Here is an 11202-nt window from a genome sequence, read left to right as displayed (position 1 = left end):
GCGCCAACCGTTCGTGAAGGAGTCCGGCCGTCATTTCGCATGCCCTCAGGGGTTCTGTCAACGGGGTGGAGATCGGCGGCCCGCCGCAGCCCGCGGCACGGCTGGGGAGTGACCGGGAGGGATCCGCATGATTCCGCTGTCCTACGCGCAGCGACGGTTGTGGTTCATCGAGCAGCTCGACGGGCCGGGATCGACCTACAACATCCCGGTCGCGCTGCGGCTGACCGGCCGGGTGGACCGCGCGGCCCTCGCGGCGGCGCTGCGCGACGTCCTGGACCGGCACGAGGTGCTGCGCACGACGGTCGGCGTCGCCGACGGCGAGCCCTACCAGCGCATCGTCCCCGCCGACGACCTCGACTGGGCGCTGGAGACCGTCGAGCTGCCCGGCGGCGCGACGCCCGCCGACCTCGACGCCGCCGTCTCCGCCGTCGCCGGGCACGCGTTCGACCTGGCCTCCGAGATCCCGATCCGCGCCTGGCTGTTCTCCGCCGGACCGGGCGAGCACGCCCTGATCGTCGTGGTGCACCACATCGCGGGGGACGGCTGGTCGATGGCCCCGCTCGCCCGCGACGTGTCGCAGGCGTACGCGGCGCGGTGCGAGGGGCGGGCACCGGAGTGGGAGCCGCTGCCCGTCCAGTACGCCGACTACACGCTGTGGCAGCGCGAGCTCCTCGGCGACGACGCCGACCCCGGCAGCGTCATCTCCGGCCAGGTCGCCTACTGGCGCGACGCCCTCGCGGGCGCGCCCGAGGAGCTGGCGCTCCCCTTCGACCGGCCCCGCCCGGCCGCCGCCTCGTACAGCGGCCACAGCGTCCCGCTGGAGATCCCGGCGGACGTCCACGCGCGTCTCACCGGCATCGCCCGCGCCGAGGGCGTCACCACGTTCATGGTGCTCCAGGCCGCGCTGGCGATGCTGCTGTCCCGGCTCGGCGCGGGCACCGACGTCCCCGTCGGCGCCGTCGTCGCGGGCCGCCGCGACGTCGCCCTGAACGACCTCGTCGGGTTCTTCGTGAACACGCTCGTGATGCGGACCGACCTGTCCGGCGACCCGACCTTCCGGGAACTGCTCGCGCGCGTCCGCGAGACGAGCCTGTCGGCGTTCGAGCACCAGGACGTGCCGTTCGAGAAGCTCGTCGAGGAGCTCTCGCCCGCCCGGTCGCTCGTCCGCCACCCGCTCTTCCAGGTCATGCTGTCGGTCCAGAACGCCGCCCAGGGCGAGGTGGACCTGCCCGGCTCCCGCGCCGCGGCGATGCAGGTGCGGCAGCCGGACGGGATGTCGGTCGCGAAGTTCGACCTGGAGGTCGTCGCGACCGAGACCTTCGACGCCCACGGCGACCCGGCGGGCGTGCGCGGCTCGGTGATCGCCGCCGCCGACCTGTTCGACCGCGCCTCCGCCGAGCGCCTCACCCGCTGGCTGACGCGTGTGGTCGGGCGGCTCTCCGACGACCCGCGGGTGCGGCTGAGCGACGTCCAGCCCCTGGACGAGGACGAGCTTCGGCAGGTTCTCGCGGGTGGGGTCGGGACGGCGGGCGAGGTTCCGCACGGGTCGGTGGTGGAGTGGTTCGAGGCGCGTGCGGCCGCCGCTCCGGATTCGGTGGCGGTGGTGTCGGGTGATGTGTCGGTGACGTTCGCGGAGTTGGATGCTCGGGCCGGTTGTTTGGCGCGGTTGTTGGTCGGGCGGGGTGTGGGTGTCGGGTCGCTGGTCGCGGTGGTGGTGGAGCGGTCGGTGGATCTGGTGGTGTCGTTGCTGGCGGTGTTGAAGGCCGGTGGCGCTTATGTTCCGGTGGATCCGGAGTATCCGGCGGAGCGTATTGGTTTCGTGCTGGACGATGCTTCGCCGGTGTGCGTATTGGCTTCGGCTGCAACTGCCGCGGTGGTGCCGTCGGATGTCGCCGATGTGCTCGTCGTCGACGACCTCGATCTTTCCGGAAGGCCGCTGGAAAAGCGTGCGCTGGTGGAGTCGGGTGATTCGGCGTATGTGATTCATACGTCAGGGTCGACGGGTCGTCCGAAGGGCGTGGTGGTCGGTCACGGCGCCCTGGTGAATCACCTGTGGGCGATGGGCCGGCGGATGCCGCTGGATTCCGCGGACCGTTTCGTGGCGGTGACGACGGTCTCCTTTGACATCGCGGCGTTGGAGTTGTTCCTGCCGTTGGTGTCGGGCGCGTGTGTGGTGTTGGCCGACCGGGAGACGGTGGCGGAGCCGCGCGCGCTGGCCGCGTTGGTGCGGGGTAGTGGCGCGACGGTGATGCAGGCGGTTCCGTCGTTGTGGCGGGCGTTGTTGGACGTCGGGGACTGGCCTGCCGAGGTGCGTGTTCTGGTGGGTGGCGAGGCGCTGCCTCAGGAATTGGCGATCCGGATGCACGCGCTTGGTCTGGACGCGGTGAACGTGTACGGGCCGACCGAGGCGACGATCTGGGCGACGTCCGCGCCAGTTGACGCGGGCCCGGTGTCCATCGGGCGTCCCTTCGCCAACACTTCCGCCTATGTCCTGGACGCGGCGCTGCGCCCGGTCGTGCCCGGTGCCGTGGGGGAGCTGTATCTCGCGGGCGCGCAATTGGCTCGCGGTTATCTCGGCCGTCCGGAGTTGACGGCGGAGCGTTTTGTGGCGTGCCCGTTCGTTCCGTCGGCCCGGATGTATCGGACGGGTGACCTGGCGCGCTGGCGCGGTGACGGGACTCTCGAATGCCTGGGCCGCACCGACGACCAGGTGAAGGTGCGCGGCTTCCGGATCGAGCTGGGCGAGGTCGAGGCCGCTCTCGAACGCGACGACCGGGTCGCGCAGGCGGCGGCCGCCGTCCACCGGGACTCCTCGGGCGACGACCTCCTCGTCGGCTACGCCGTCCCCCGACCGGCGGACACGGACCTGGACCCGGCCGACGTCCGCGCGCGCCTCGCGCGGACCCTGCCCGGCCACATGGTGCCGTCCTCGATCGTCGTTCTGGACGCGCTGCCCCGCACCGCCAACGGCAAGCTGGACCGCAGGGCGCTGCCCGCTCCCGACCATTCCGCCTCGGCGGGCGCGGGCCGCGGCCCGTCCAACGCGCGCGAGGAGATCCTGTGCGCGGTGTTCGCCGAGGTCCTCGACGTGGAGGGGGTGGGCGTCGATGACGACTTCTTCGCCCTCGGCGGCCACTCGCTGCTCGCGGTCCGGTTGGTGGAGCGGCTGCGCGTCCACGGGGTGCCGGTGTCGGTGCGGGCGCTGTTCCAGACGCCGACCCCGGCGGGCCTCGCCGCCGCGACCGGTGCCGAGGCCGTCGCCGTCCCGGAGAACCTGATCCCGGACGGCGCCGCCCGGATCACCCCGGAGATGCTGCCGCTGGTGGAGCTGTCGGCCGCGGAGGTCGACGGGATCGTCGCCACGGTCGGCGGCGGCGCGCCGAACACGGCCGACATCTACCCGCTCGCCCCGCTCCAGGAAGGGCTGCTGTTCCACCACCTCCTCGCGGGCGACGGCGACGACGCCTACGTGATGCCGATGGTGCTGGAGTTCGACACGCGCGACCGGCTCGACGCCTTCACCGGCGCCCTCCAGCAGGTGGTCGACCGGCACGACATCCTCCGGACGGCGATCGTCTGGGACGGCCTGCGGGAGCCGGTGCAGGTCGTGTGGCGGCGCGCCGTCCTGCCCGTCGAGGAGGTCGCGCTCGACCCGGACGGCGCGGAGCCCGTCGAGCAGCTCGTCGCGGCGGGCGGCCGCTCGATGGACCTGGGCGCGCCGCCGCTCGTCCGGCTGCACGTGGCGCGGGATCCCGGGACCGGGCGGTGGCTCGCGCTGATCCGCCTGCACCACATGGTGCAGGACTACACGGCGAAGGAGGTCCTGCTCGACGAGGTGCGGGCGTTCGTCGGCGGACGCGCGGACGAGCTGCCCGAGCCGCTGCCGTTCCGCGACTTCGTCGCGCGGGCGCGCGCGGGCTCCGACCGGGCCGGGGACGAGCGCTACTTCGCCGGGCTGCTGGGCGATGTGACCGAGCCGACCGCGCCGTACGGGCAGCTCGACGTCCTCGGCGACGGCGCGGGCGTCCGGCGGGTCGAGCTGCCGCTCGCACCGGCCCTGGCCGGGCGGGTGCGCGGCGCCGCGCGGCGCCTGCGGGTCAGCCCGGCGACCGTGATGCACGTGGCGTGGGCACGCGTCCTGGCGGTGGTGTCCGGCCGCGGCGACGTGGTGTTCGGGACGGTGCTGTTCGGCCGGATGAACGCGGCCGTGGACGCGGACCGGATCGTCGGCCCGCACATGAACATGCTCCCGATCCGGCTGACCGTGGACGGCGCCGGCGCCCGCGCGGCGGTGCTGGCCGCGCGGGACCGGCTGGCCGGGCTGCTGGAGCACGAGCACGCCCCGCTCGCCGTCGCCCAGCGGGCCAGCGGCGTCCCCGCCGACACGCCCCTGTTCACCTCGTTCTTCAACTACCGGCGCGACGGCGGACCGCGCAGCGACGCGGGACGGCACGTCACGACCGAGGGCATCCGCAGCGTCTTCACGCGGGACCGCACGAACTACCCGCTCGCGGTCGCGGTCGACGACGACGGCGCGGCGCTCACGCTCACCGTCGACGCGGTCGCCTCGATCGACGCCGAGGCGGTGGCGCGCCTGCTGCGCACCGCGACCGAGAACCTCACGGCCGCGCTGGAGACCGTGCTGGACGGCGGCCCCGAGACGCCGCTCGACGCGCTGCCCGTCCTGGACGAAGCGGAACGGCACCGGGTGCTGGTCGAATGGAACGGCACCGCCGCCGAGGCCGGGGCGGCGCACGTCCGCGAGCTGTTCGAGGCGCAGGCCGCCCGCGTCCCGGACGCGGTCGCGGTCGTGTCCGGCTCAGCCGAGACCACCTACGCGGAGCTGGACGCGCGCGCGAACCGCCTCGCCCACTACCTGCGGGCGCAGGGCGTGGGCGCGGAGTCGGTCGTCGGGCTGTGCCTGCCGCGCGGCGCGGATCTCGTGGCGGCCGTGCTCGCGGTCTGGAAGGCGGGCGCCGCCTACCTGCCGATCGACCCCGGCTACCCGGTCGAGCGGATCGCGTTCATGCTGGCCGACAGCGGCGCGGTGCTGCTGCTGACCGACGAGGAGACGCTGGAGGACCTCCCGGCCGGCCGGGTCCGGATGGTCGCCCTCGACGATCCGATGACCGCCGTCCAGACGGGGGCGCTCCCGGCGACCGCGCCGGACGCGGTGCTGTACCCGGACGGCCAGGCGTATGTGATCTACACGTCCGGTTCGACGGGGCGGCCCAAGGGCGTGACCGTCACCCACGGCGGCCTGGTGAACTACGTGACCTGGGCCGCCCGCAGGTACGGAGGCGGCGAGCCGTGCGGCGCCCCGCTGCACTCCTCGGCGGCGTTCGACCTGACCGTGACGAGCCTGCTGGTCCCGCTCGTGACGGGCGCGCCCGTCACCGCCAGCCGGGACGGCGGCGCCGAGGGGCTCGCCGACCTGGTCCGCGGCGGCGCCGGGTTCGCGATGGCCAAGGTCGTGCCCGCGCACCTGCCCGTCCTCGGCGAACTGCTCACCGCCGGGCAGGCGGCGTCGGCGGCGCGGACGTGGGTCGTCGGCGGCGAGGCGCTGGCCGGTCCCGCGGTGGCCGACTGGCTCGGGCGGGCGCCCGGCTCGGTCGTCGTCAACGAGTACGGGCCGACCGAGACCGTCGTGGGCTGCTGCGTCTTCGAGGTCCGGGCCGGGGAGGAGCCCGCCGGGCCCGTCCCGATCGGCCGCCCCACCCCGGGCACCCGCCTCTACGTGCTCGACGGCGCACTCCGGCCGGTCCCGCCCGGTGTGGCGGGTGAGCTGTACATCGCCGGTGCGCAGCTCGCCCGCGGCTACGCGGGCCGTCCCGACCTGACCGCCGAGCGGTTCGTCGCCTGCCCCTTCGAGGACGGCGCCCGCATGTACCGGTCGGGCGACCTCGCGCGCTGGGACTCCGGCGGTCGGCTGGAGTTCCTCGGCCGGGTGGACGAGCAGGTCAAGGTCCGCGGTTACCGGATCGAGCCGGGCGAGACCCAGGCCGTCCTCATGGCCCACCCCGAGGTCGTCCGCGCCGCCGTGACCGCCAGGGAGGACACCCCCGGCGACCGGCGCCTCGTCGCCTACGTCGTCGCGGACGGCGACGCCGACGCGGACCGGCTGGCCGCCGCCGTCACCGGGTTCGCCGCGCGCCGTCTCCCGGACCACCTGGTGCCGTCCGCCGTGATGGTGCTGGACGACCTGCCGCTGACCGCGAACGGGAAACTCGACCGCGCCGCGCTCGCCGCCCCGGCCCGCGCCGGAGGGCCGGGCACCGGCCGCGCCCCCGCCACGCTCCAGGAGGAGATCCTCTGCGCCGCGTTCGCGCAGGTCCTCGGGCTGGAGAAGGTCGGCGTGGACGACGACTTCTTCGTGCTCGGCGGGCACTCCCTGCTCGCCGTCCGGCTGATCAGCCGGATCCGGGCGGCGCTGGGCGTCGAGGTGCAGCTCCGCGAGCTGTTCGACACCCCCACCGCCGCCGCGCTCGCGGCGTCGCTCACCGGAACCGGCGGCGGGTCCACCCGGACTCCGCTGACCGTGATGGAGCGGCCGGAGCGGGTTCCGTTGTCGTATGGGCAGCGGCGGTTGTGGTTCATCGAGCAGTTGGAGGGTCCGAGCGCCACCTACAACGTCCCGATCGCGTTGCGGCTCGCGGGTGCGGTGGACGTCAAGGCTTTGGGTTTGGCGCTGCGGGATGTGATCGGCCGGCACGAGGTGCTGCGGACGGTGTTCCCCACGGTGGACGGCGAGCCCTGCCAGCGGGTCGTCGGCATCGACGAGCTGGACTGGGAGCTGGAGACGGTCGGGGCGGCGTCCGAGGGCGCCGTGGTCGAGGCGGCGGAGCGTCCGTTCGACCTGGCGGTCGAGGTGCCGATCCGGGCGTGGCTGTTCGGGACGGGGCAGGACGAGCGTGTCCTGCTGGTGGTGCTGCACCACATCGCCAGTGACGGCTGGTCGATGGACCCGCTGGCCCGGGACCTGGCGACGGCCTACGCGGCGCGGTGTGCGGGCCGGGCGCCGGAGTGGGAGCCGCTGGCCGTCCAGTACGCGGACCACACGCTGTGGCAGCGGGAGGTGCTGGGCGACGAGGCGGATCCGGGCAGTTTGATTTCGGGTCAGGTGGCGTACTGGCGCGAGGCGCTGGCGGGCGTCCCCGAGGAGTTGGGGTTGCCGTTCGACCGTCCGCGTCCGCTGGTGCCCTCGCGGAAGGGGCATGACGTTCCGCTTGATGTTTCAGCGGACGTGCATGTTCGGCTGAACGAGGTCGCGCATGCCGAGGGCGTGACGACGTTCATGGTGTTGCAGGCCGCGTTGGCGATGCTGCTGTCGCGTTTGGGTGCGGGGACCGATGTGCCGATCGGGTCGGCGGTGGCCGGGCGGACGGACGCGGCGCTGGACGGCCTGGTCGGCTTCTTCGTGAACACCTTGGTCGTCCGGACGGATCTGTCGGGTGATCCGTCGTTCCGCGAGGTCCTGTCGCGGGTCAGGGAGCGCAGCCTGGCGGCGTTCGCGCATCAGGACGTGCCGTTCGAGCGGCTGGTGGAGGAGCTGTCGCCGTCCCGGTCGATGGCGCGGCACCCGCTGTTCCAGGTGTCGCTGACGGTGGAGAACAACGTCCAGGCGGAACTGGATCTGCCCGGTCTCCGGACGGCCGGGGTGGAGGTCGGAGCCTCCGCCGCCAAGTTCGACCTTGAGTTCGGTGTCGCGGAGACGGCCGGCGCGGACGGTGCTCCGGCGGGGTTGCGCGGTGGGCTGGTCGCGGCGGCGGACCTGTTCGAGCCCGATTCCGCTCGGCGGTTGGGACGCCGGTGGGCGCGGGTGCTGGAGGTGCTGTCGGCCGACCCGGAGACGAGGCTGAGCGCCCTCGACGTGCGCGACGAAGCCGAGCGGCGCGAGGTGGAGGCCTGGAGCGCCAGGGAATCGGCCCGCATCCTGGACGCGGAGATGCGTCCCGCTCCGGTCGGGGTCGTGGGCGATCTCTACACCGTCGCGGGGCCCGGGACCGGGATGCGGGGAGCGGATCAGCGTGCCCGCTGGACGTTCGACGGCCGCCTGGTCATCGAGCAGAACGACCCGGCGCCTGTCCTGGAGGGTCAGCCGCGACGGCCCGGCCGTGCGCCGTCGGGTGTGCACGAGGAGATCCTCTGCGGGTTGTTCGCGGAGGTGCTCGGGCTGGAGCGGGTCGGTGTCGATGACGACTTCTTCCGGGTGCTGGGCGGGCATTCACTGCTGGCGACCCGGCTGGTCAGCCGCGTCCGGAAGGTCCTGGGTGTGGAGGTGCCGCTGCGGGCGCTGTTCGAGGCGCCGACCGTGGCCGGGCTCGCCGCCCGGCTCGGCGAGGCCGCCGCCGCCCGGCAGGCGCTGACGCCCCAGCCGCGTCCGGAGCGGGTGCCGCTGTCGTTCGCCCAGCAGCGGCTGTGGTTCATCGGGCAGCTCGAAGGCCCCAGCGCCACCTACAACGACCCGATCGTTCTCGGGCTGTCCGGCGAGATGGACCGCGACGCGCTGGTCGCCGCGCTGCGGGACGTGATCGGACGGCACGAAGTCCTGCGCACGGTGTTCGCGACCGAGAACGGCGAGCCCTACCAGCGGATCCTCGGCATGGACGAACTGGAGTTCGGCCTCGAAACGGTCGAGGTCGCTCCGGCGGAGCTGCCGGACGCGATCTCCGAGGCCACAGGACACTCGTTCGACCTCACCGCCGAGATACCGATCCGGGCCTGGCTGTTCGACACCGGCCCGGACGAGCGCGTCCTCGTCGTCACGATGCATCACGTCGCCAGCGACGGCTGGTCGATGGAACCCCTCGCCCGCGACATGTCGCTCGCGTACGCGGCGCGCCGCGAGGGGCGGGCGCCCGAGTGGGAGCCGTTGGCGGTCCAGTACGCGGACTACGCGTTGTGGCAGCGGGAGTTGCTGGGGGAGGAGGACGACCCGGGGAGTGTGATCTCGCGTCAGGTGGCGTACTGGCGCGAGGCGCTGGCGGGCGCCCCTGAGGAGCTGTCGCTTCCCTTCGACCGTCCGCGTCCCGTGGTCGCGTCCCACCGCGGCCACGAAGCGCCCGTCGCGGTGCCGCCCGAAGTCCACGCGCGGCTCCGGGAGGTCGCGCGCGAGGAGGGCGTGACCACGTTCATGGTGCTCCAGGCGGCGCTGGCGATGCTGCTGTCGAAGCTGGGCGCGGGAACCGACATCCCGATCGGTTCGGCGAACGCGGGTCGTACCGATGAGGCGTTGGACGACCTGGTCGGTTTCTTCGTCAACACGCTGGTGATCCGGACGGACCTGTCGGGTGATCCCTCGTTCCGTGAGGTGCTGGGGCGGGTGCGGGAGCGGAGCCTGTCGGCGTTCGCGCACCAGGACGTGCCGTTCGAGAAGCTGGTCGAGGAGCTGGCGCCGAGCCGGTCGATGGCGCGGCACCCGCTCTTCCAGATCGTCCTCACGATGCTGGACACCGGCGAAGCCGTACTCGACCTCCCGGGCCTCAAGGCCGCCGCGGTGTCGGAGACCTCACGCGCCGCGAAATTCGACCTGGACGTGCTGGTCGGCGAGGCGTTCGACGCCGAGGGCGCGCCCGGCGGCGTGTACGGGTCGGTGACGGTGGCGGCGGACCTGTTCGACCGCGACGCCGCCCCGCGGATCGCCGACCGCTTGGTCCGGATTCTGGATGCGCTGTCGGCGGATCCAGGGCTGCGGTTGAGCAAGGTCGACCTCCTGGACGGGGACGCCCGACACCGGGTCCTGGTGGAGTGGAACGACACCGGTTTCGACGCCGGCCGCGCGATGCTCACCGACCTGTTCCATGAGCGGGCCGCCGGCGCTCCGGATGCGATCGCGGTGGTGGCCGAGGGTGCGGAAGTCTCCTATGCGGAGGTGGAGGAGCGGGCGAATCGCCTGGCGCACTACCTCATAGGCCAAGGCGTTGGCGCCGAATCGGTGGTGGGCCTGTGCCTCTCGCGTGGTGTGGATTTCGTGGTGGGTGTGCTGGGTGTGTGGAAGGCCGGGGCGGCGTATGTTCCGGTTGATCCGGCTCAGCCTGCGGAGCGGATCGCGTTTGTTCTGTCTGACAGTGGCGCGGTCCTGCTGCTGACCACCGATGAGATTCTGGAGGATCTGCCTGCGGGTCGGGTCCGCATGGTCGCCTTGGACGACCCGTTCACCGCCATGCAACTGGCCGCCCAGCCCGCCGCCGTTCCACCGGCGCGCATTGATCCGGACAACGTGGCGTATGTCATTTACACCTCCGGTTCGACCGGCCGTCCCAAGGGTGTGGCGGTCACGCATGGTGGTGTGCGGAACTATGTCGCGTCGGTTCCGTCTCGTGTTGGGTTCGGGGCGCCGGGTGGGAAGTATGCGCTGCTTCAGGCGCAGGTCACCGACCTGGGTAACACGGTGGTGTTCGCGAGTTTGGCGACCGGTGGGGAGTTGCACATCCTGCCGGAGGAGGCCGTGACCGACCCGGGCGCGGTGTCGGGGTATCTGGCCGAGCATGGGATCGATTATGTGAAGGCTGTTCCGTCGCATTTGGCGGCGTTGTCGTCGGTCGCGGGGGCGCGGAATGTGCTGCCTGCCCGGTCGCTGGTTCTGGGTGGTGAGGCTGCGCCTCCGGAGTGGGTGCGGGAACTGGTTGAGGCTGCGGGTGAATGCGCGGTGTTCAACCACTACGGCCCCACCGAGGCGACGATCGGTGTGACGACCACCCGGCTTTCGTCGGGCGGCGTCGTTCCGGTGGGATCGCCGGTCGGGAACACCCGCGTGTTCGTGCTGGATGAGTTCCTGTGTCCGGTGGCTCCGGGTGTGGTGGGGGAGCTGTATGTCGCCGGGGCCCAGTTGGCCCGGGGTTATGTCGGGCGTGCTGGGCTGACGGCGGAGCGGTTCGTGGCGTGCCCGTTCATTCCCGGTGAGCGCATGTATCGGACGGGTGACCGCGTCCGGTGGACGCAGGACGGTCTCCTGGTCTTCGCGGGCCGCGCCGACGACCAGGTCAAGATCCGCGGCTTCCGGATCGAGCCGGGCGAGGTCCAAGCCGTCCTCAACGCGCACTCCCGGGTGAGCCAGGCCGCCGTCGTCGCCCGCCAGGACACTCCCGGTGAGTTGCGGCTGGTCGCCTACATCGTCGCGGACGACCCCGAGGACGAGGGGCTCGCGACGGTCGTGCGGCAGTTCGCGGCGCAGCGGCTTCCCGAGCACATGGTCCCCTCCGC

The 11202-nt window shown here is 72.8% G+C and carries 1 protein-coding gene; it reads left to right on the top strand.

The annotated features are described in order from the left end of the window. Positions 1-127: 127 nt before the first annotated feature. Positions 128-11202 (top strand): non-ribosomal peptide synthetase (locus GNZ18_RS40435; RefSeq protein WP_156222871.1); only part of this gene is annotated, 11075 nt, incomplete at its 3' end.

Origin of the sequence: Actinomadura litoris, assembly GCF_009733595.1 — a bacterium.
GTDB lineage: Bacteria > Actinomycetota > Actinomycetes > Streptosporangiales > Streptosporangiaceae > Spirillospora > Spirillospora litoris.
Note: the sequence above shows the minus strand (reverse complement) of the source record. Positions and strands in the feature narration are given on the sequence as shown.